The sequence below is a fragment of the Paenibacillus sp. FSL P2-0136 genome, assembly GCF_037975325.1.
Taxonomy (GTDB): Bacteria; Bacillota; Bacilli; order Paenibacillales; family Paenibacillaceae; genus Paenibacillus_AQ; species Paenibacillus_AQ silagei.
Genome location: NZ_CP150244.1, coordinates 2,825,403 through 2,846,559 on the forward strand (window position 1 = coordinate 2,825,403; position 21,157 = coordinate 2,846,559).

Annotated in this window: 20 protein-coding genes; 17 read left to right on the forward strand and 3 right to left on the reverse strand. The window is 53.6% G+C overall.

Going from position 1 to position 21,157, the window contains the following annotated elements; genetic code table 11:
- The first annotated feature begins 12 nt into the window (after nucleotides 1-12).
- Nucleotides 13-966, forward strand: coding sequence for an aldo/keto reductase (locus NYE26_RS11660; protein WP_339255963.1), 954 nt, complete (start codon nucleotides 13-15; stop codon nucleotides 964-966).
- 41 nt (nucleotides 967-1,007) lie between these two features.
- Here NYE26_RS11660 and metG read toward each other — a convergent pair whose 3' ends face one another.
- Nucleotides 1,008-2,726: a methionine--tRNA ligase gene (gene metG / locus NYE26_RS11665; protein WP_339255965.1), complete on the reverse strand. Its 1,719-nt coding sequence runs from the start codon at nucleotides 2,724-2,726 to the stop codon at nucleotides 1,008-1,010.
- A 501-nt stretch (nucleotides 2,727-3,227) separates the two neighbouring features.
- On the opposite strand from metG, the gene NYE26_RS11670 reads away from it, so the two are divergent.
- The 6 genes from NYE26_RS11670 to NYE26_RS11695 all read left to right on the forward strand — a co-directional run bounded on the left by NYE26_RS11670 (nucleotide 3,228) and on the right by NYE26_RS11695 (nucleotide 6,705).
- A complete protein-coding gene (locus tag NYE26_RS11670) occupies nucleotides 3,228-4,304 on the forward strand; it encodes a site-2 protease family protein (protein WP_076074247.1) in 1,077 nt (358 codons plus the stop codon).
- Between the two features lie 70 nt (nucleotides 4,305-4,374).
- Entirely contained in the window at nucleotides 4,375-4,590 is a 216-nt protein-coding gene (locus NYE26_RS11675; protein ID WP_339255969.1) for a hypothetical protein, read from the forward strand.
- Between the two features lie 123 nt (nucleotides 4,591-4,713).
- Nucleotides 4,714-5,157, forward strand: coding sequence for a GNAT family N-acetyltransferase (locus NYE26_RS11680; RefSeq protein ID WP_339255971.1), 444 nt, complete (start codon nucleotides 4,714-4,716; stop codon nucleotides 5,155-5,157).
- A gap of 91 nt (nucleotides 5,158-5,248) precedes the next feature.
- A complete protein-coding gene (locus NYE26_RS11685; protein WP_036695032.1) occupies nucleotides 5,249-5,485 on the forward strand; it encodes a DUF3892 domain-containing protein in 237 nt (78 codons plus the stop codon).
- Nucleotides 5,486-5,743: 258 nt separating this feature from the next.
- Complete coding sequence (locus tag NYE26_RS11690; protein ID WP_036729511.1) at nucleotides 5,744-6,298, forward strand: copper amine oxidase; 555 nt, start codon at nucleotides 5,744-5,746, stop codon at nucleotides 6,296-6,298.
- Between the two features lie 83 nt (nucleotides 6,299-6,381).
- Nucleotides 6,382-6,705, forward strand: a complete 324-nt coding sequence (locus tag NYE26_RS11695) for a DUF1292 domain-containing protein (RefSeq protein WP_036729508.1) — start codon at nucleotides 6,382-6,384, stop codon at nucleotides 6,703-6,705.
- A gap of 75 nt (nucleotides 6,706-6,780) precedes the next feature.
- Here NYE26_RS11695 and NYE26_RS11700 read toward each other — a convergent pair whose 3' ends face one another.
- Complete coding sequence (locus NYE26_RS11700; RefSeq protein WP_036729506.1) at nucleotides 6,781-8,256, reverse strand: aminotransferase class I/II-fold pyridoxal phosphate-dependent enzyme; 1,476 nt, start codon at nucleotides 8,254-8,256, stop codon at nucleotides 6,781-6,783.
- Nucleotides 8,257-8,400: 144 nt separating this feature from the next.
- Between NYE26_RS11700 and NYE26_RS11705 the strand changes: the two genes are divergently transcribed.
- From NYE26_RS11705 to NYE26_RS11720, 4 genes are all read left to right on the forward strand, one after another.
- Nucleotides 8,401-9,690: an MFS transporter gene (locus tag NYE26_RS11705; protein WP_076074274.1), complete on the forward strand. Its 1,290-nt coding sequence runs from the start codon at nucleotides 8,401-8,403 to the stop codon at nucleotides 9,688-9,690.
- A gap of 330 nt (nucleotides 9,691-10,020) precedes the next feature.
- Nucleotides 10,021-10,617 carry a hypothetical protein gene (locus NYE26_RS11710; RefSeq protein ID WP_209877659.1) on the forward strand — a complete coding sequence of 199 codons (597 nt, stop codon included), beginning with the start codon at nucleotides 10,021-10,023 and terminating at the stop codon, nucleotides 10,615-10,617.
- Between the two features lie 264 nt (nucleotides 10,618-10,881).
- Complete coding sequence (gndA, locus tag NYE26_RS11715) at nucleotides 10,882-12,294, forward strand: NADP-dependent phosphogluconate dehydrogenase (protein WP_339255976.1); 1,413 nt, start codon at nucleotides 10,882-10,884, stop codon at nucleotides 12,292-12,294.
- A 191-nt stretch (nucleotides 12,295-12,485) separates the two neighbouring features.
- A complete protein-coding gene (locus NYE26_RS11720) occupies nucleotides 12,486-12,992 on the forward strand; it encodes a shikimate kinase (protein ID WP_339255978.1) in 507 nt (168 codons plus the stop codon).
- A 37-nt stretch (nucleotides 12,993-13,029) separates the two neighbouring features.
- Here NYE26_RS11720 and NYE26_RS11725 read toward each other — a convergent pair whose 3' ends face one another.
- Nucleotides 13,030-13,338 carry a rhodanese-like domain-containing protein gene (locus NYE26_RS11725; protein WP_209877658.1) on the reverse strand — a complete coding sequence of 103 codons (309 nt, stop codon included), beginning with the start codon at nucleotides 13,336-13,338 and terminating at the stop codon, nucleotides 13,030-13,032.
- 126 nt (nucleotides 13,339-13,464) lie between these two features.
- Here NYE26_RS11725 and aroA point away from each other — a divergent pair, with 126 nt between their 5' ends.
- From aroA to NYE26_RS11755, 6 genes are all read left to right on the forward strand, one after another.
- Nucleotides 13,465-14,757 (forward strand): 3-phosphoshikimate 1-carboxyvinyltransferase, encoded by a 1,293-nt coding sequence (gene aroA, locus NYE26_RS11730; protein ID WP_339255980.1) that lies wholly within the window; start codon nucleotides 13,465-13,467, stop codon nucleotides 14,755-14,757.
- A gap of 175 nt (nucleotides 14,758-14,932) precedes the next feature.
- Complete coding sequence (locus NYE26_RS11735; RefSeq protein WP_036729492.1) at nucleotides 14,933-15,367, forward strand: CoA-binding protein; 435 nt, start codon at nucleotides 14,933-14,935, stop codon at nucleotides 15,365-15,367.
- A 204-nt stretch (nucleotides 15,368-15,571) separates the two neighbouring features.
- Nucleotides 15,572-16,243: a hypothetical protein gene (locus NYE26_RS11740; protein ID WP_339255982.1), complete on the forward strand. Its 672-nt coding sequence runs from the start codon at nucleotides 15,572-15,574 to the stop codon at nucleotides 16,241-16,243.
- Between the two features lie 526 nt (nucleotides 16,244-16,769).
- The gene (locus NYE26_RS11745; protein ID WP_339255984.1) at nucleotides 16,770-18,656 is read left to right on the forward strand and encodes a glucose PTS transporter subunit IIA; all 1,887 of its coding nucleotides are present in this window, start codon (nucleotides 16,770-16,772) and stop codon (nucleotides 18,654-18,656) included.
- On the forward strand, nucleotides 18,653-20,419 hold the full coding sequence (gene ptsP, locus NYE26_RS11750) for a phosphoenolpyruvate--protein phosphotransferase (RefSeq protein WP_036729485.1): 1,767 nt from the start codon (nucleotides 18,653-18,655) through the stop codon (nucleotides 20,417-20,419). The genes NYE26_RS11745 and ptsP overlap by 4 nt, the downstream gene beginning before the upstream one ends.
- 211 nt (nucleotides 20,420-20,630) lie before the next feature.
- On the forward strand, nucleotides 20,631-21,155 hold the full coding sequence (locus NYE26_RS11755; protein ID WP_339255986.1) for a sigma-70 family RNA polymerase sigma factor: 525 nt from the start codon (nucleotides 20,631-20,633) through the stop codon (nucleotides 21,153-21,155).
- Nucleotides 21,156-21,157: the final 2 nt, after the last annotated feature.

Consider the following 21,157-nt stretch of genomic DNA (forward strand, 5'->3'; position numbering starts at 1 on the left):
GGAGGCAACCATATGCACACAAGAACACTTGGGAACGAAGGGCTGATCGTATCGGCTTTGGGACTCGGAACGATGATGATGCCAGATAATGAAGAGTCTGTACGAACCATTCATGGCGCGCTTGACCTGGGCGTAACCCTGCTGGACACAGCGGATATCTACGGAGCTTTCGAGCAGCAGCGCTTCGGCGGCAATGAACGGCTTCTCGGACGGGCGCTTAAGGGCCGGAGAGATCAGGCTGTGATTGCGACCAAATTCGGCATTACGCATACTCAGGGACCCAAGGGAGACCCGGCCTATATCAAAAAATCCGTAGATGCCAGCCTCTATCATCTCGGCACAGATTATATCGATCTGTACTATCAGCACCGTCCCGATCCGAACACGCCTATTGAGGAAACCGCCGGTACCCTGGCTGACCTCGTCAAGGAAGGGAAGATCCGTTATATCGGCTTATCCGAGGCTTCGCCTGAACTGATCCGCCGGGCACATGCGGTGCATCCATTGACCGCCCTGCAGACAGAGTATTCGCTCTGGAGCCGGGAGGTGGAGGATGAGATTCTGCCGCTGGTCAAGGAGCTGGGCATCGGCTTCGTTCCTTATAGCCCGCTGGGCCGCGGTTTTCTGACTGGACAGATCAAGAGCTTCGATGATCTGCCGGAGGATGATTACCGCCGCCATTACCCTCGGTTCCAGGGAGAGAACTTCACCCGGAACCTGGAGGTCGTCTCGCTGATCGGGCAGATGGCGGCCGAGAAAGGCTACGCCCCGGCACAGCTAGCCCTGGCCTGGCTTCTAGCACAAGGAGATCAAATTGTACCGATTCCCGGCACGAAGCGGCTGGAGCGGTTACAAGAGAACCTCGGAGCGATTGAGGTTACATTGACGGCAGAGGATCTCGCCCGGATTGAGCGGATATCCCCGCAAGGTATTGCAGCCGGAGCACGTTACCCCGGCCAGAACTAAGTTATCACAGAGAGCGGACAGCCGCTGTGTATTCATCAATATTAAGACCCCGGAGCGTCCTTGCCTTCGCCGCTTGCTTTCGTGAGCGGTATGAGAGGCAGGACGCTTTTGTCTTTCATCCGCTCTATTTCCTCCTCTATGCGCTCTACATCTATCCGCTCAAACAGTAATTCAAGCTCCAATATAGGCTGCTCTGCCAGGACGGATACCGGGTGCCATACGGGCTGTTCTATGGACAGGAAGCCTCTAATCTTCTCGCAGGAGAAAGGGATGAACGGGTTCAGCAGATTAGAGAGGTTGGCAATAATCTGAACACAAGTGTACAGCGTATTAGCCCCGGCCGCAGGATCATGCTTGATCTGGAGCCACGGCTGCTGCTGATCGAAATACTTATTGGCCTGGCGGATATGCGAGAAGATGAATTCCAGGGCTTCCTTGAAGTGTCCGGCTTGGGTCAGCCTTCCTGCTTCCTTATACAGCTGGTCCAGACTGCTAACCCATCCTTCATCCAAGACTCCATCTGGAACGCTGCCGTTCCAGAACTTATTTACGAATACGAGACTGCGGTTGACGAAATTGCCGAACGCGCCCAGCAGCTCGCTGTTATGGCTATAGATGAACTCTCTCCAGGAGAAGTCGGCATCCCGCTTCTCGGGACCGTTCGCAGTCAGGAAATAACGGACCGAGTCCGGGTCATACCGGCTGAGAATATCAGGCACCCAGACCGCCCAGTTGCGGCTGGTGGAGAATTTCTGCCCTTCCAGGGTCAGATATTCAGAAGAGAAGATCCGGTCCGGCAGATGCAGTTCCTCAGCTCCAAGCAGGATAGCAGGCCAGATCAGGCTGTGAAAAGGAATATTGTCCTTCCCGTGCACATAGTAAGCGGTTATAGGCGGCTGCCCATCGTTATCTTGTGCGGACGCTACAGACCAGAAATCCTCCCAGCGGCCCCCCGTCTCGGCGGCCCATTGCTTGCTGGCCGACAGATAACCGCTGACCGCTTCGATCCAGACATAGATTTTTTTGTCTGCGAAGCCTGGGGTGGGGACATCCACGCCCCAGTCCAGATCGCGTGTTGCTGCGCGGTCCTGCAGGCCTTCCTGCAGATATCTGCGGGTTAGACGGACGGCATTGTCTCTCCAGCCCTGCGCGGAATCAGCATATTCTGTGAGTGCTTGCTGGAAGCTGGACAGCGACAGATAGTAATGCTGAGTAGAGCGCAGCACAGGCGTAGAGCCGCAGAGGGCGCATGTGCGCTCCAGCAGATCCACCGGATCGAGAATCGTTGAACAGTAATCGCATTGGTCTCCCCGGGCCTGCTGTCCGCATACCGGGCAGAGGCCATGAACATAACGGTCCGGCAAGAAGCGCTGGTCCTGCTCACAATAACACTGGAGACTCGATTTCTGGTACAGATACCCGTGATCCAGCAGCTTAAGGAACAGCTCCTGCACCGTATTGTGGTGATGTGCCTGATCGGTCCGGGTATACAAGTCATAAGTGAAGCCCAAGGCGCGGAAGCAAGCGGCGAACTCCTCATGATACCGGCTGGCGAATTCACCCGGGGCTACACCCTCCTGCGCCGCCTGTACAGCAACGGGGGTACCGTGACAGTCACTGCCGGATACATAGAGCACAGCGTCGCCTTTGGCACGGTGGTAGCGGGCCAGAATATCTCCCGGAAGAATGCTGGCGAGTCTGCCCAGATGCAGGGAGCCATTGGCATAAGGCCAAGCCCCTCCAATAAAAATGTTAGTCATATTTCTCTCCTCCTCAAATGATGTGAACGCAAAAAAGGCACTCATCCCCTAAAGGGACGAGAGCCTGTGCTCACGTGTTACCACCCAAATTCATCAATGCCTCGCAGCATCCACCTCTTCAGGTACGTCCGCAGAATAAAGCGGGTATACCCTAGCATGGTAACGGATGCGGGTTCCGGCGCAGCCTACGTCCCGGCGATGCGGGCTTCGATGCGCAGTTCTGAGACCATATTCCCGAGGGTTTTCTTTGCTCCTTTTCAGCATCCGGAGCTCTCTGTGGAAGAATTGCCAGGGTACTCTTTCTCTTCGCAGCTATTGTGGTTATCCTAATTACTGGATATCATATACGCAGGCCGGGAGATTTGTCAACACCGTAAGTCTATTTGCAATCCACTGCACTCCTGTGCGACAGTAGAGAGTAAGGGCTAACGGGAAGCAGAGGAGTGCCTGATCCTGGCCTGGAATTGAAGCGACACAGTGATCAAAAGGAGATTGAGACTATTGCAGGAAAACAAACAGGAGAAAAAAAGCTCGGGGGCATGGGGGTGGCTGGGAAGCGGGGCGGTACTGCTGCTGCTCAAGGGAAAAGCCATTATCTCTCTGCTCAAGCTCGGGAAAATCGCAGGTCCGCTGATCTCCATGATGGTATCCATCTGGGCTTATGCCCTGATCTCGCCATGGCAATTCGCGGTGGGCTTCGTTGCCTTAATGTTCGTTCATGAGATCGGCCATGTGATCGCTGCCAAGCGGATTGGGCTGCCGGTGAGCGCGCCTCTGTTTATTCCGTTTATGGGTGCACTCATTACGATGAAGCGGCAGCCGCTGGATGCCAGACAGGAAGCTTATGTAGCTTTTGGCGGCCCTATACTCGGGAGTATTGGTGCGGTTGTAGTATTCGGAGCGGCTTATTATTATCATAGTCCTTTGTTATACTCGCTGGCATACGTCGGGTTCTTGCTTAACTTGATTAACCTGCTGCCGATCCATCCGCTGGATGGGGGGCGAATTGCCACGGCGGTAACACGCTGGTTATGGCTGGTAGGGCTCGTTGGCGGCCTGGCTGTAATTATTTATCTGAAATCCATCCTGTTCTCCATCATCTGGGTAATGTTCGCTTATGATATGTATAAGAAGTACATCAGCCGGCGGACGAAGAATCAGATGCATACTGTGCTCAAAAGCTTCCTGATCCCCATCGGGGATCTGCAGGAGCAAGGATATCTGATCCCCGGCCCCGAGCATAAGCGGGAGCTGCCGTTCACCACCTACAGTGATTTGAACCGCCAGCAGTTTGTCGGCGTACGCTGGGATAACCTGGATTACTATGGAACGACGACCATGCCGGTGCAGTCGCTGATCGGAAAAGTCAAAGTCGTGCAGCTCGATCAGCTGTATGTGGATGCCAGCCTGCAGATGAAGATGACCTGTGAGATCAGCTTCACGGTATATGACAATGACAAGTACTATGAAGTACCGGCCGCTACCCGCTGGAGATATGGGGCCGCGTATTTTGTCCTTGCCGGAGTTCTTGGGGGGATGATGTATCTTGTCCATGTAGTGGGCAATGTAAATCTGTAAATCTTCGTTTATGAACCTCCCGATTCGTCAAAGCTGTAAAGAGCCGAGAAGGATGAGGAGGTTAACAACAATGCGGTTGGCAAGAGTATGTCTCTTATGGATTGGAGCATGTCTCCTTCTGGGAATCGCCGGATGTGCGTCAGGCAAGGAGATTCCTGAATATACGGATGTTCACAACATGACCGGACTGGACGGGAGTCTGAATTCACGGGATAGCCTGACCTCGCCGGTTCTGCGGGATGTGTATGACCGCTCGATTCCCGAGGAGGTCTATGAGACTCCGTAAGTAAGGTGGTCGGAGGTTCCCTGTCCACCGGCCTTGCCCTGAAGCTCTCAGGCTCTATACAGGATATTAATAATTCTGTATAATGCTCCATATTGATTGGAGCTATAGAGAGGAGCCAGGGAGATGGCAGTGGAAATCGTACATGTTACTACAGAGGAGCAGCTTCAAATGGCGCTGGAGATCCGCAAGAAGGTGTTTGTGGAAGAACAGAAGGTGCCGGTAGAAGAGGAAATAGATGAATATGATGCCATCAGTGAGCATGTGCATCATTTCCTGCTCATGGAGGGCGGGCAGCCGGCTGCAACCGGCCGGCTGATCTATTATAAAGCGGACACTGCCAAGATGCAGCGGATTGCCGTTCGGGAGGCCTTCCGCGCTAAGGGATGCGGACGTATTCTGCTGCTGGCTATGGAAGAACGGGCACGTGAGCTGGGTCTGCAGGCTTCCATTCTGGATGCCCAGTGTCAAGCAGAACCCTTTTACCGCAAGCTCGGCTATGAAGTGATCTCCAAGGAGCCCTTCTATGATGCCGGGATTCTACATGTAAGAATGAGTAAAGCCCTGTAATCTGCCGGGTACATACTCTTTCGCTGCGATGGACAAGCTAGAATCGGGCCAGGGTAGCTGGCTAATTCTAGTGCGAAGGAGACGATCCTAAGTGATGAATCAAGAACGGGAACGCTTTATTGCCGCCAAACGTAACGGTGACGGGGACCTGACCGGGTTCCAGACCTCCTCCGGACGCGTGCTGGATTATCAGCAGGCACTTCAGGAGGTTCAGTCCGGCAGCATCGCAGGGGTCAATGTATTTAAGGGCAAAGACGGCGAAATGTATATCCGCGGCGATGCAGATGGAGATCCTACGAACAATCTGGATCAGCTTCCGCAATTTTAGCCGGGCATAGATAACAGGGGGAACGGCCGGACAGGCGTCTTACAGGCGCTGAAGTCCGGCCGTTTCTATGTGCTAAGGGGGACTCCGGCTTCTCTGAAAATACTTCGTTTAAGGTCTGCTGTACATGCCGAAACCGGTTGCTGAAGGGCTTGTTTTTCTTTTCTTCTGCAAAAAGAAATAAATCCCTGAATTCTGCGCAACTTGTCGAAGGCTTAGCAGTATACATTAACAGCATGAATTATTTGGAGGGGCTTTACAATGAGATGGAGAAAAATTGCTCTGTGCACGGTTGTGTTTTTCATGATGGGAAGCTCCTATTTGTTCGCGGACGCTGTGAACCAGAAGATCAAAGTATGGAGCAATGGAAAGGAAATAGCCGATGGCGGCTATTTGATTGACGGCAAGACCTATATTCCCGCCAGGGAGGCCGGGGGTATCGTCAGCTGGGACGGCTCGGGCAGAGTGACGATCCTCAAGCCGAATGTTCATATCGTACTCTTCAAAGGCGACACGGTATTCGGCAATGTTAACACAGGCAAGCTCAAGATGAAGATTCTAACGCAGGTGGACAGCCTCAAGGACAGCATCGCTGCCGTGAAGGTGGCAATCACCGATCCTGCCGGGAATGTGAAGGATATTCTCGAGGATGCTGTCGGGTCCAAGAATGAGGATTTCTGGTTCTCCACACCGGAATTCACCTATGATTTCAAGGAACCGGGCAAATATAGCGTAGGCTTCTTCATGAAGGCGTCGAAGAACGGAGATTACATTCTTGTGTCCGAGAAGGTAGTTACGGCTTCATCCAAGAATTAAGTCTCTCCTGCAAATTGACCTGTCCTTATCTTACGTGTTACGATACCAAATGTAGGATAATTCAATTAAAGTGAGGTATTACAATGAGCGATCACAAACATGAGCATGGCCATGAACATGGTGAAGCATGCGGTTGCGGACATGATCACGACCATGAGCACGAGGAGTTTGTGCTGACCTTGACGAACGAGCAGGGCGAAGATGTAGAAATGGTACTGGTAGAAACGTTCGACGTAGGCGAGAAGTTGTACGCCCTGCTGCTTGAGCGCGAGAATCCGGAAGCAGACGGAATCATCCTTCGTATGGAAGAAGAAGACGAGGAAATGGTTCTGTACAACATTGAAGATGAAACTGAATGGAAAGCTGTTGAAGAAGCTTATAACGAGCTGCTTGCCCAGCAAGAATAGATTTCAGGCATTCATGCAAAACCCCGATACTATACGTATCGGGGTTTTGTATGTCGCACTGCTATAGGACAAGCCTTAGGAGATCGGCTCAGCTTCGACAATTACTTTTATATTGGTAATGCTGCGGTCCTCGGGTCCTTTGACGGGCAATCCGATTTCTACATGGTCAATGATATAGTCGATATTATCCTGGGTAATAACTTCTCCAGGGAGAAGAATAGGAATTCCCGGCGGATAGACGTAGATGAATTCTGCAATGATGTAGCCGGCAGACTCCCGGAAGGGAATCAGCTGCGTATCCGCATAGAAGGCATCTCTCGGGATTAGGGCCAGCTGCGGAATATTCGGCACCTGTACCTTAAGCTCATAGATCTCACCCTTGCTGTAATGGATCGCTGAGAGCACCTGCAGCGCCGCAAGCAGCTTATCTACAGATTCCTTAGTATCTCCAGGGGTAATCAGGCAAAGAATATTATACATGTCGCTGAGTTCAACTTCGATGTTGTACTTCTGCCGGAGCCAGTTCTCGGTCTCGTAACCGGTAATACCCAGATGCCTTACATGAATGTTCAGCTTCGTCGGATCATGATTGAAGGTGGCTTCTGTTCCGAGAATTTCTTTGCCGAAGCTGTACAGCCCCTCGATCTCGTTGATCGAATTGCGGGCATAATTGGACAAGGCGATGGTTCTCGCCGCCATCTCATGGCCGTTCAGGGCAAGGTTGCGTCTGGAGGTATCCAGAGAGGCAAGCAGAATATATGAGGTTGAAGTGGTGGTCAGCATGCTGAGAATGGTCTGTACCCGCTGTGGGTTGACAAGACCCGTCTTGGCATTGAGGTTCAGTACCGAGCTCTGCGTCATGGAGCCGCCCAGCTTATGCACACTGGTTGCTGCCATATCTGCACCGGCCTGCATGGCCGATACCGGTAAGTCCTCATGAAAATGAATCAGTACTCCATGTGCCTCGTCCACAAGTACGGGAACCCCGTAACTGTGGGCCAGGTCGACAATCGAACGGAGGTCGGCGCATACGCCGAAATACGTCGGATTGATAACGAGGACACCCTTGGCATCCGGATGGCGCCTTAAAGCCCGTTCCAGCGAGCTGGTGGTTATGCCGTGGTCTATCCCAAGATTCTCATCCTGTACAGGAGAGACGAAAATAGGCTTGGCTCCGGAGAAAATAATGGCCGACATTACCGATTTGTGAATATTGCGCGGCACAATAATTTTGTCTCCTTCTGAGCAGACAGAGAGGATCATAGTCATGATGGCATTGCTCGTGCCTTGTACACTGAAATACGTGTAATCGGCGCCGAAAGCCTCTGCAGCCAGCTTCTGAGCTTCAAGAATAACCCCGGTGGGCTGATGAAGATCATCAAGCGGTGCAATATTGATCAAATCTATGGATAGAGCGTTATCGCCGATAAACTCACGGAATTCGGCATCGGTCCCTAGCCCCTTCTTATGTCCCGGAATATGGAATTGAACTGGATTTCCGGCGGCATGCTTTTTGAGAGCAGTGAAGAGGGGAGTAGCTTGTTGATTCATTTAATGCTGTCACAACCTTTCGCGAAGAGTGGTTTTTTGATTTCGCTGAAGCAAAAGGCGTCCCCGGAGGGACAGAATACCTATTTCTACTTGAGCAAGCATCAGTATAACAAATCAATCAACATAATACTAGGATGTGATGAAATGTCTGGCAAAGCAGCGGAACGTATGCATATCAGTTTAGCCTCACCGTTCATATTAAAAATGTGGATCATTATTTTCCTGGTCGAATTCGTCAAAGGATCGCTGCTGGTAGCTCTGCTGCCGGTCTATATGGAGAATATTCTGGGCCTCTCCGTAACGGTGGTCGGGTTCGCCTTCGCGCTGCAGTATCTCGGGGATAACCTGTTCCGCAGCCCGTTCGGCTGGGTCATGGAGCGGATCGGCTACCGCTGGACGATGACAGGAGCGCTGCTGCTGCTGTTGGTGGCAGTCGGGCTGATTATCTATGCCAAAGATGCCGTAAGCTTGTCCCTCGCCTGTCTGATTCTGGGGATCGGCACCTCGCCGCTGTGGCCTTGTACGATGACTGGTATCACCGAGCTGGCAGGCTCTACCCGGAGCGGCAGCAGCGGCGCAGCCATGGGGGCGGTGGAGATGGCCTCACTGGCCGGAACCGGCGTCGGTCCGATTATCGTCAACTTCATGATGGATCATGGCGGACAGGGCTACCGGACGGTCTTCCTGGTGCTGATGGGCTTCGCTGCTGCTGTTGTAGCCGTGGCGCTGTTCCTGCCCTCGAAGATCGGCGGTCATGCGCCGCGCGTTGTCCGAGAGATATCGGCGGAAGGGCCACCGGTGCCGCGTAAGCCGGTAAGGCCCCTGGAGAGTCTGAAGCGGACCTGGCAGCAGGTCACCTCCTCCCTGAAGGTAAGCCGCCTGCTGTTCCCGGCATTGTTCCTGCAGGCTTTTGCGATCGGGCTTATGACCCCGGTGGTCACCTTGTTCGCACGTTCGGAGCTGCATGTCACCCCCAACCAGTTCAGCCTGCTGCTGATTGCCGGAGGAGGGATTACCGTGCTAACCCTTATACCCGCCGGGAAGCTGGTCGATAAGGTCGGCACCTCCATCTTCCTTAATATCGGCTTCCTGCTGGCAGCCTGCTCCATGGCTTTCTTCTCACAGGTCCGCTGGCTGCCGCTGGCCTTCGTGGCGGTGGCGCTGGTCGGGATCAGCTATGCGCTGATTCTCCCGGCGTGGAACGCCTTCCTGGCCAAGCAGGTGCCGGAGGGTGAGCGCGGGACCGTCTGGGGGCTCTTCCTGACGCTGCAGGGCTCAGGGATGGTTGCCGGTCCGGTGGTGTCAGGCAAGCTGTGGGATACGGTCAGCCACGGTGCCCCTTTTCTGGCCAGCGCGGGAGTAATGGTTGTGTTATTCGGCCTGCATCTGCTGATCGTCCACCGGACGAAGCTGAAGCACGGCAGGGCGCACTGAGTAGAGCGGACACAGGGGGGGAGTAAGCCGGTGTGGAAATGCAATAAGCCGTAGACTGCCTGAAAAGGAGGCGCAATGCGGCTTTATTGCTGTTTTTGCATATAAAAGGGCTGGTCCAACTCTCCTAAAACGGGTTCCAGCGTTTGGAAAAGGCTAAAAACGGGTAAAAATAGTCAATAAACCAAGTTACCGCTACATATTATGAAGTATAAAATAAGTGTAAGCCACACAAAGAATCAAGGTGCAAGCGGAGGTCCGGCAGTCTGTTCTACTCTTAGGTTAGGCCGTGAAGCTGACTATGCTTAAATCAAGCAGTTAGGGGGGAGTGCCGTGAACAAAAACGATGAAGTGGAGTACTGCAATCTGGAGCTGCGGTTCGACAGACAGCATATCCAGGATCTAATCAAGGACCTGATCAAGGAAGGTTATTCCCTGTACTGGAGTGAGAACGAGACTGTTTTTCTTATTTCGGTGCGCACCGGCCGCAAGCTTGTGAAGCTGCGCTTCCAGCGGATTAAGGACGGCTTCAAGCTGGTGGGAGACTACATGATCCGTGATGCGCGCCTGTCAGAATGGATGGAGAAGCTGATTGGGGATATGAGAGGTCATGCCGTTGTCAAGCGCTTCCGCGACCGTCAGATCATTATAGAGAATATTTTATTCGGTGAAGTCATCCGCCTGGTGGAGATTTCCGGTTATCAGCAGCGTGTGCTGTACCAGAAGGGGCCGCTGCTGTCGGATCAGGAGCTGACGAAGCTGTTCTACTCCATAGAGGGCGAAGAGCGGATCCGTGACCGCAGGCTTGCCGTGGATGAACAGCTCGACTTGCTGAATGAAGCTATGCGTGAGCGCGATACGGAAGCGGTGGCGGCCAGCACAGCGAGGCTTGAGCAATTGACCAGGGAGCTGGCAGCGCTGGAGTGGTAGTGCACTGAGTGAACTTAGGCGACTAAGGGCATCCCATAATGGGGTGTCCTTTTATTGTGCCTTTCTGGTGGAGGGGGTTCACTTCTGCGGACAAAACCGTTAAAATAGTCATTGTGAGCAATTTCCCTGATGGATCGAAGTTTGTCAATGAAATTGATCTCTCTTTCGCAGGCAGAACTTTGCTGTCTCTGACAAAGGGTGGTATTCTTATACTGCGAGAAATGGATTTCACAAAAATACAGGGTGCAAAGGGTGGAGAACCAGATGTCAAAACAACAAATCGGCGTTATTGGCTTGGCGGTAATGGGCAAAAATTTGGCTCTTAACATCGAGAGCAAAGGCTTCAGCGTATCCGTGTTTAACCGTTCCCCGGAGAAGACACATGATCTGGTCGCAGAAGCAGCAGGCAAGAACCTGGTAGGCACGTTCTCCGTTGAAGAGTTCGTAGGGTCGCTGGAAGTACCGCGCAAGATTCTGATCATGGTTCAGGCAGGCCAGGCTACGGATGCCACCATTGAGCAGCTTCTGCCGTACTTGGATCAAGGCGATATCATCATCGATGGCGGTAACGCTTATTTCCCTGACACGGTACGCCGCAGCAAATATCTTGAAGACAAAGGCTTCCGCTTCGTCGGCACCGGCGTGTCCGGCGGTGAAGAAGGCGCACTCAAGGGCCCTTCCATTATGCCAGGCGGTCAAGAAAGCGCGTATAAGCTGGTTGAACCTATCCTTACGGCGATTTCAGCTCACGTGGGCGGAGAGCCTTGCTGTACATATATTGGGCCGGACGGTGCAGGACACTATGTCAAAATGGTGCATAACGGCATCGAGTATGGCGACATGCAGCTGATCGGCGAAGCCTACCACCTGCTCAAGGACGTTCTGGGTCTGGATGCCAAGGAGCTGCACAGCACCTTCGCAGAATGGAACAATGGCGAGCTGGACAGCTATCTGATCGAGATTACGAAGGATATCTTCGCCCAGTATGACGAAGAGACCGGCAAGCCGATGGTGGATGTCATCCTTGATGCTGCCGGACAAAAGGGTACCGGCAAGTGGACAAGCCAAAGCTCGCTGGATCTCGGCGTGCCGCTGTCCATGATTACCGAATCCGTCTTCTCCCGCTTCCTGTCTGCCATGAAGGAAGAACGCGTTGAAGCCAGCAAGGTGCTGAGCGGCCCTGCTGCGGCTCCATTCGATGGTGACAAGGCTGAATTCATCGAGAACGTGCGTAAAGCGTTGTTCGCCAGCAAGATCGTATCGTATGCCCAGGGCTTCGCCCAGCTGCGCGTGGCTTCTGACGAATACGGCTGGAATCTGAAATACGGCGAGCTGGCCAAGATCTGGCGCGGCGGCTGCATCATCCGTTCCCGGTTCCTGCAGAACATCACGGATGCCTATGCCAATAATGCAGAGCTGAAGAACCTTCTGCTTGATCCGTTCTTCAAGGATGTTATGGACAACTACCAGTCGGCATGGCGCAAGGTTATCGCTTCGGCTGTAACTCTGGGTATTCCGGTTCCGGGATTCTCCAGCGCCCTTGCATACTACGACAGCTACCGTACAGAACGTCTTCCGGCGAACCTGCTGCAAGCACAGCGCGATTACTTCGGCGCTCACACCTTCAAGCGTGTGGACAAAGAAGGCGTGTTCCACCACAACTGGCTGGCAGAGTAACAGGCAGCGTTCAGCTTATTGCTTAGGAACCCGAGATGCTTTCCGCTTCATGCGGAGGGCTTTCGGGTTTTTTGCATCCATGAGGCATAGCCATGGCAGGCACAGCCCGCCTGAAAATGAAGGCTGCCGGCATTGTGCAAACTTTTCACCCTGTGTTATGATATGACAAATGTCGCGGCTTGGAGGTTGTTATGGACGATCGAAATATCATTCTCGTCGGGATGATGGCTACGGGGAAATCCACAGTAGGCGCCATTCTGGCCGAGGAGCTTGACTATGAACTGGTTGATCTGGATGCAGTGATTACCGGAAGAGAGGGCCGTAGTATTGCGGATATCTTCGCGGAAGGCGGAGAGCAGGCATTCCGGAGCATTGAATCAGCGGTACTTCATGAAATGCTGCAGGGAGAGCGCAAAGTGATCTCTACAGGCGGAGGGGCGGTGCTTGCGCCGGGGAATGCCGAAGTCATGCTGGAGCATGGATTCGTAGTGGCCCTTACAGCCTCGGAGGATACCATTATTGAACGGGTCAGCGGGGATGAGAACCGGCCGCTGCTCGCCGGCAATGCGGCAAATCGGGTCCGTTCCATTATGGAACAGCGCAGGGAAGCTTACCGTTTCGCGCATTGCACGGTCGATACAACGGAGCTGAATGTGGCTGAGGTCTCGCAATACATTTTACTGCGTTACCGCGCTTGAGCTTTTATGTGTGTTGGTGCTATGCATCAGGATGAAGCTATTCCGCGCTGGTATCATCCCACTCGATCATGCCGCCGCTCAGGTTAGAGCCTTGAATGCCGAATTGCTGCAGATATTCACAGACCCGCTGGCTGCGGTTGCCGGAACGGCAAATGAAGATGATCTCCGTATCTGACGGAAGCTTGTCCGTCTGCTGCGGGATCTGGCCCATCGGGATATGCTGCGCACCGGGAATCATGCCGAAGGCAACCTCATCCTCTTCACGGACGTCGATCAGTACAAGCTCTTCGCCGGCAGCGAGCCGTTTACGCAGCTCCTGCGGTGTAATTTGCGGAATTTCATTCATGATAGTACCCTCTTTTCTGCCTGAATGGGAATGGACTTTCTTCACGCAATGATAACACAACTGCGGATTACCCTGTCAAACAGGACCGTACATACAGACTATATATTATGAAGGAGCGCTTATACTATGGACGTTATTGTTAGGCCTACGCCGACGCTGCAAGGAGAATTCGGAGCCCTGTCCTCCAAAAACTACACCACGCGCTACCTGCTGGTAGCCGCTCTCTCTGAAGGAGTCAGCACGATCTACCATCCTGCCCACAGCGAGGACAGCGACGCGATCCGCAGATGTATCGCCGATCTCGGCGCAGTCCTGACCGAAGATGATGAGAAAATCGTAGTACAGGGGTTCGGCCGCCATCCCCGTGACGTCAAGGAGCTGAATGTAGGGAATGCCGGCGCAGTCCTCCGGTTCCTGATGGCGGTGGCAGCGCTTAGCCCGGAGGTTACTTTCGTGAATACGTATCCCGATTCTCTGGGCAAGCGGCCGCATGACGACCTGATTCTGGCACTTGGCCAGCTCGGCGTGGAAGTAGAGCATAATAACGGAAGACTGCCGATTACGATCCGCGGCGGCAAGCCGCAGGGCGGACGGATTACCGTCTCCGGTGCCGTCAGCTCGCAGTATCTCAGCGCACTTTTATTCCTGACCCCGCTGCTTGAAGAAGACAGTGAGATCATCGTGCTGGATGATCTGAAATCCAAGGTGGTCATCGGGCAGACGCTGGAGGTGCTGGAGCAGGCAGGGATTATCGTACATGCGGCGGACGATTATATGTCCTTCAAGGTGCCTGGACGCCAGAGCTATGCTGCCAAGACCTATACGGTGCAAGGCGATTATCCGGGATCAGCCGCAGTGCTTGCGGCCGCAGCGGTGACTAAGTCGGATGTGACCATTCACCGGCTGGCAGAGAGAAGCAAGCAGGGGGAGCGGGCCATTGTTGATGTGCTGCGGATGATGGAGGTGCCGCTCACCCATGAGAACGGAACAGTGCATGTGCAGGGGAATGGGGTCCTGAAGGCGGTGGAATTCGACGGCGATGCGGCAACTGATGCGGTGCTGGCTATGGTAGCGGCGGCGGTTTTTGCCGAGGGGACCTCACGCTTCTACAATGTGGAGAATCTGCGCTACAAGGAATGCGACCGCATCACGGATTATCTGGCAGAGCTGACCCGGGCCGGTGCGAAGGTTGAGGAACGCCGGGACGAGATCATTGTGCATGGTACGCCGGAAGGCGTGGAAGGCGGCGTAACGATTAATGCCCACTATGACCACCGTGTGATTATGGCCCTTACTGTAGTAGGGCTGCGGTCACGCCAGCCACTGCTCATCAAGGATGCCCATCATGTGGCGAAGTCTTATCCGCAGTATTTCGATCATCTGCGCTTGCTGGGTGCGGATGTGGAATGGGTGAAGTGAGCATCCCAGAGGATATTCATTCCGTTCTGGATGTGTTCGGGATAACCATGGCAATTTGGAACTTCTGGCGCAGCGCTGTATGATGTAGTTGTTGCTGAAAATGATAAAACTGTGACTTAAGCGGCAGTAATGCTGCGGAGGGCATGGAAGAAATCAGACGGAAGGGGAATAGGACATGAGCTTTGAGAACCCAAGCAGGGAAGAAATCGGCGAGATTCTGGCTGCGGCAGGCAATATCGCTGTTGTTGGCCTATCCGACAAAACAGACCGCACCTCATATATGGTTGCAGGCGCTATGCAGAGCCGGGGCTACCGGATCATTCCGGTCAATCCGTTAGTAGACGGGGAAATCCTGGGCGAGAAATGCTACCATACGCTGGCGGAGATTCCGGAGCCGGTGGATATTGTGAATGTGTTCCGCCGCAGCGAATACTGCGCAGCTGTAGCTCAGGAGGCTGCTGATATCGGCGCGCGTGTTCTCTGGCTGCAGCAGGGGATCATCAGCGAGGAGGCGGCGGACATTGCCGCTGCAAATCATATGATCGCAATCATGGACCGCTGCATCAAGGTGGAGGAAGCGATCACGATGAAGGGCCGGAGCCGGGGGTAAGACGAATCGTATGCATGATCAGGTACACAGATCCGGATATACTTGTAGTTCAGAGCTATAAACGTACCTCAGACCTGGTTGCTGCATTCTCGATTAGTTTTTACTAATAAGTATTGCTATACTTGACACAGACGAAGAACGTCCTTTACTCCATTTTAAATGGGGAAAGGGCGTTTTTGTATTTTCAGGGAGGGGGAAGTAGATATGGAATTTGAGCAGGCACACAGCAACTTTATGGAGGCACATACGATTGTAAGAACGGGTGAACGGCGCGGGAGGCTGCTGCGCGGACATAACTATGCTGAGAAGCTATTTCTGCAGAATGTATGGTGGCCGCTATTCGAGTCACTGGAGCAGCTGCACCCGGAATATGAGGTGTATGACTGGAACCGGAAATCGCAGTTTCTGGATTTTGCCTTTCTGCCGCAGAACGGGACCCGCTTCGGGATTGAGTGTGACGGCTATCAGAGCCATATCAAGGATATGGACCGGGAGAAGTTCAACTATGCGCTTAACCGGGACACCTTCCTGACCGGGATGGGCTGGAAGATGCTGCACTTCTCGTTCGACGACATCCAGCAGCGTCCCGAAGTGTGCCGGATGCTGCTGCAGCTGGCGCTGGCGCCGTATTTGGCGCGGAGCAGGGTGGCCGGAGAACAACTGTTGTCTGGAGAAAAAGACGTGTTACGTTTAGCCTGGCAGATGGGCAGACCACTTCGTCCTAAAGATGTAACGGATTATTTCGAGATTAACTTTAGAACGGCACGCAAACTGTTGAGCGTTCTGAGCGAGAAAGGACTGCTCCAGCCTGTTGCTGGTGGAAGAGGGATAAGATCCTATGAACTCAGACCCATGCATAAGGATCAGACCTGGTGAATAAGCTCAGCTGTCCGCCCCTTCATGGTTATAAAGTATAGTTAAATCGTATTAAAGGAGCACCTTGTGCGTTATAATATGACACTTGTGGTCTATGTGGTTCTGTTGGTAGGTGGCTGGATATTACTTTGAATGTATGGACAAGGTGATTGTACTTTGTACATTAGATTCCAGTAAAGAACCACTTTTATAAGGCTTTATTGCACTTTGTGCAGTAGAATTTTGAGTTTAGGCTGAAATTGGTCGGATTCTGAGAATTCTAATGTACGAAGTGCAATAGATCGCTCCTTAGAGCGGAATTGCGGTCCATCTAATGTACAAAATACAATTACGGCTCATTTCTTAGCTGGATGCTATGGTCCGCTTTCAAGCAGAGGTCAGAGGAGCCCATCAGGCTATCGTATCGTACTAGTTGAACTTGTTCCAGTCATGAAGAGGACGGCCCCCCGATCCCACGCCCAGATTCTTTTGACAAAAACTGCTGTAACGCTTACCATTCAATATAGAAAGAAAGGAGAGGGTCGCCTTGAATTGGCTCGGATCTTTGCAGCAGTTGGGCAGAGCCATTATGCTTCCTACCATGGTGCTTCCGGCGGCAGCGATTCTGCTGAGTCTGGGCAGCTTACCGTGGTCTGCATGGGGACTTTCTTCGGTATCCGAAGTGACGACGTACGCGGGGCAAGGAATATTCTATTTCATGCCTTATTTGTTTGCTGTCGGTGTGGCGTGGGGGTTGTCCAATCAGGCCGGACCGGCCGGACTGGCCGCACTCGCAGGGATGTTCACTTATGACCGGATTGTGTCCAACATGGGAGACGGGGCTGTACAGCCTGTAACATTAATTGGGATTATCCTGGGGATTGTAGCCGGTGTAGCGCATAACCGGTTTAAGAATATCAAGCTGCCGGAGGCGATCCAGTTTTTTGGCGGGTCGCGTTTTGTTTTGCTGTTCATGGGCTTATTCTCGGCGCTGTTCGCCTGGGTCATGCTCGGAGTGTCTCCGCTACTACAGGAGCTGCTCAATGAGCTGTTCAGGGTAGTGCAGGTGACCGGCGGCTATGGAGTGTTCGTCTACGGGGTGCTGTACAGGGTGCTGACGGCCTTTGGCCTGCACCATATTCTGAATAATGTGTTCTGGTTCCAATTGGGCTCCTTTACGACGCCTGACGGCAGTGCAGTCGTACAGGGGGATTTGCCGCGCTTTTTTGCCGGTGATCCTACAGCGGGTGTGTTCATGGCCGGACTGTTCCCGATTATGATGTTCGCCCTGCCCGCAATTGCCTTTGCAATCATTCAGGAAGCGCGCGAGGACCTCAAGCCCAAGATCAAGAAGACTTTTTTGCGTGCAGCTTTAGTGTGCTTTTTGACCGGTGTGTCGGAGCAGATTGAATTTGCCTTCCTGTTCGCGTCGCCGTATTTGTTTGCGCTGCATGTGGTTATGTCCGGGCTGGCGATGGTGCTGACCTACTCGCTCGGGATTCATCACGGCTTCTCCTATTCGGCGGGGACCATCGATTTCTTCCTCAACATGCATCTGTCCCAGCGGGCCTGGCTGCTGATTCCGATCGGGATCGGCTATGGCATTGTGTATTACAACGTGTTCCGCTGGGCGATCCGCCGGTTTCAAATTCCTACCCCTGGCCGTGAGGAAGGCTCTGAGCTGGGCGACTGGGCGGGCAATATCCCGTATCAGGCTCCGCTGATTCTGGAGGCGCTGGGCGGCAAGGAGAATATTGTGCAGGTTCAGGCCTGCATCACCCGGCTGAGATTAACGGTGCATAATGACCGCTTCATAGATACAGGGGCGCTTAAGGGGCTGGGCTCCGCAGGCATTATCAAGCTGGGCGGCGGCAATGTGCAGGTCGTCTTCGGGACGTATTCGGAGCTGATCCGCGAAGAGATCGACAAGCTGATGCTGCGCGATCTGCCGCAGGTGCTGTTCAGTGCGCCGATCCAGGGGCGGATGATGCCGATTGAAGAGGTGCCGGATCATATTTTTGCCGCGAAGCTGGTGGGGGATGGAGTGGCCTTTGTCCCGGAAAAAGGAGAGCTGGTCTCGCCTGTATTCGGCAAGGTGATGCACGTATACCCTACGATGCACGCAGTGGGCATTGCTACGCCCGAAGGGCTGGAGGTGCTCATGCATATCGGGATCGACACTTCGCAGCTTAAAGGGCCGTTTGAGGCGCTTGTACAGGAAGGGGACAGCGTGGAGCCGGGGCAGCTGCTGGTCAAGTTTGACCTGGCCTTCTTGAAGGAGCATGCCGCTTCGCTGGCGACACCGATGGTGATTACCAACCCGGACCGGGTCAAATCCTGGAGCTACGCGCCATTCAAAAACGTGAAAAAGGGGCAGTCTTCCGTCATGTCCGTGGTACTACATGAAAGCAATGTTGGAGGGATCGAAGCATGATACAAGGCGTAGGCGCCGCAGCAGGTGTTGCCATTGGGAAGGCCTTTGTCTTGCCGAACTGGGAATGGAGTCTGCCGGACACTCAGGTGAATCCGGTGGATCTGGCTAAGGAGTTCGAACGGTTGTACGAAGGCATTCGGACCTCCAAGGACGAAATCGAGTTTATCAAAAAAGAATTCCGTGAGGTCGTCGGACCGGAGGAATCGAGCATTTTCGATGCCCATCTGGCGATCCTGGATGATCCGGTGTTCATGAGCGAAATCCGCGGCATTATCGAACGCCAATACAAGGCAGCCGAGGTGGCGGTCAAGGAAGCGATCGACCACTTCGTGGCGATGTTCGATTTGCTCGACGATGAATATATGAAAGAACGTGCGGTGGATATCAAGGATGTCGGCAACCGTCTGCTGAAGCATCTCCTGGGTGCGCCGGAGGTCACTCTGCCGTCGGATACCCAGCCGTATATTCTGGTAGCGAAGGAGCTGTCCCCCTCACAGCTGGCGCATTTGAATCCGGCGTATGTGCTGGGCATCGTGACGATGATGGGCGGCAAAACCTCGCATTCCTCCATCATGGCCCGTGCGCTCGGCATTCCGCTGGTGGCAGGCCTGGAGAACAAGATCCTGACTCCTATCCAGACAGGGGACATGCTGGTGCTCGATGGGGAGACCGGGGCGGTTATGATTCATCCAGATGAATCCACACTGCTGGACTTCAACACCAGACGTGCGAAGCAGCAGCGGAAGCGGGAGCAATTGGAGCTGCTTGCAACCGTCGAAGCGGTGACGAAGGACGGTGTGTCTCTGCGGCTGGCTGGCAATATCAGTTCCGTGAAGGAGCTGAACATGGCACTGAAATACGGGGCCGAGGGAGTGGGACTGTTCCGTACAGAGTTTCTGTACATGGACCGTAGTACATTTCCGACAGAGGATGAACAGTTCGAAGTCTATAAGCTGGTTGCGGAAAAAGTCGGCAAGGAGACCGTAGTCATCCGTACGCTTGATATCGGGGGAGACAAGCATCTGGATTACTTCCAGCTGCCGGAGGAGCAGAACCCGTTCCTCGGCTACCGGGCCATCCGGATCAGCCTGGACCGCAAGGACATGTTCAAAACCCAGATTACAGCCATTCTGCGGGCCAGTCATTACGGCAATGTCCGGATGATGTTCCCGATGATCTCTTCTGTCGAAGAGGTGCAGGCGGCCAAAGCAGTGTTGAACGAGGTAAAGAGCGAGCTCGACAGCCGGGGTGTACCGTATAACCGCGACATGAAGGTAGGTATAATGATCGAGGTTCCGGCCGCAGTGATGATTGCCGACCTGCTGGCGGAGGAAGTGGACTTCTTCAGTATCGGCACGAATGATCTGGTGCAGTATGTACTGGCTGTGGACCGGATGAATGAGCAGATTGCCCATATGTATCATCCGTACCATCCGGGAGTGCTGCGTATGATCCGCATGACGGTGGATGCGGCACGCAGCGTAGGCATCGATGTCAGTGTATGCGGTGAGATGGCCGCAGATGAGCGCTCACTGCCGCTCTGGCTGGAACTGGGGATCCATGTGCTGAGCATGTCACCGCAAGCCTTGCTGAAGGTGAAGCACCGCACACTGAACACACTGGCTTCTGAAGCCAGGGAGATTGCGAAGGTCTGCTTCCGCAACCGCACCAGCTCTGAGACGGAGGAGCAGCTTACTGCTTTTGCCTCACGGAGCGGATTCCCGCTGGGCGCCGGCGGTGATTCCAAGGAGAAGACATCATAGCCGGGTAACGGCTGAACGGTATCGGGTTTTCAAGGACAAGCAGCAAGAATATCTAAATAAAGTCCGGGTGAGGGTCAAGGGGGCCACACACCGGACTTTTTGTTTTGAGATCTGAGGGAACAGGCCTGCCATGCAAAAAAGTAAAACCGTTTGGGCTGCGGGACAGTCAGTATATACAGAAGTCAAAAAAGAAAGGGGAGACTAAGCCTGGATGGAGCATACGTGGGAAGGCGAGCAGGTGCGCCACTTGAATGAACAGGAGCAGCTGTTTATCAACCGGGTACTGGAGCAGAAGAAAATACTCTACAGTATTGCGTACAGCTACTTGCGCAGCGAGGCGGAGGCACTCGAGATGGTTCAGGAAACTACATACCGGGCCTGGGTTAAGCGCGGGAGCCTGAAGGATGAGGACCGGTTCGCACCCTGGCTGACCCGGATTCTGATCAACTGCTGCAAGGACGAACTGAAACGGAGGAAGCGGCTGGCTGCTCCTGTGCCGGAACAGGCAAGCGCTGGACTGCAGGAGATGACCAGTGACCGTAAGCTGGATATGGAGCAGGCTCTGGAAGCGGTGAAGCCCAAATACCGTCAGGTGCTTGTACTGAAGTACTACCGGGATATGACGCTGACAGAAATTGCCGAGGTGCTGGGCAAGCCTGAAGGAACAGTCAAGACCTGGCTGAACAAGGGACTTAAGCAGTTGCGAGACAAAATGAGAATCAAAGGGGGATTATAGCA